A 1,033-nucleotide genomic window follows, 5' to 3' on the forward strand; every position below is an offset into this window, starting at 1 on the left:
CCTGAATGCCATCGACATTCAGGATGTTGCCAGCGGTGCGGCAACCTTCGACGCCTGGCTTCAATCCGCCAGTGGCGGTGTGGTCACTCTTGATCGGATCAAGAACGTCGCCGGCGCCTTACCCGTGGTTGGCAACATCATGGCGCTGGTCGATGCGCTGGGTGACATCGTCACCCTGTCGAACGCCAAGCAGCGCGACTTGCTCGCGTGGGCCAGCCTTGGCATCAACCTGATCGGCGTATTGCCTTTACCACCGGCAATGGCAGCGGCGCGCATGACACTGCGCCCGACACTGTTTCTGGTGCGTCAGGAGATGAGGGCCAGCAGCAAGTTGTTGCTCAGCACTTCCGTGATCGAGGTGCTGGTTGGTCACCTGAACGCCTCGATTATCGGCACACTGGATGATTTTGTTGAACAGGCCAAAGGCAAGTTGCCCGGTATTTTGGCGGACGCTGGCAAGCTCGGCGAAGAAGTCGTTAACGAAATTGCCAAAGGCATCGAAGCGGTGGCGTTTGGCAATCTGGATGCCAAAGGTGATCTGAATGCAGCCAGCATCCAGGCAAGCGCTGCGGCCGACCAATTCAAGAATGATCCGCTGGCGTCTTTCAGCAATATTTTTGGGGCTGCCAACAGTGCGCTGAAGTCAGCAGGTAAAGGCCTGGCCAACAGCGTGGCGCAAAATCTCGTTCCTGATGACCTCAAAAAAAACGTTTCCGCCGAAACCAAAAAACTGCGGGCGATGGGCCCGGAACTACGCACCCAATTGAGCAAGCTGGACGACGAGTCCGTTCAGAACTCCATCGGTTGGTTGCTGCTGATCCTTTCCAGCGCCGTGACATTGTGGCGCAAGCGCAATGCCCATGGCCAGAACGCCGCCGTCCACCCGGAGAAGACCGGACAGGCGAAGCGTACGGCATCTGAGGGACAGTTGGCCGCCCACGGCCAACAGGCACCGGCGAAAGGCGCGCCCAATCCAAAGAAAAGCCCCTGTGAATGCGCCACGCCATACAGCATCAATTTCGCCATAGGCTCT

At 58.1% G+C, this 1,033-nt stretch carries 1 pseudogene; it reads left to right on the forward strand.

Annotated elements, in window-relative coordinates:
- Nucleotide 1: 1 nt before the first annotated feature.
- A pseudogene (locus DBR24_RS15850) lies at nucleotides 2-1,033 on the forward strand (RHS repeat protein); the annotation flags it as partial.

It is taken from the genome of Pseudomonas sp. HMWF006 (assembly GCF_003061205.1).
GTDB lineage: Bacteria > Pseudomonadota > Gammaproteobacteria > Pseudomonadales > Pseudomonadaceae > Aquipseudomonas > Aquipseudomonas monsensis.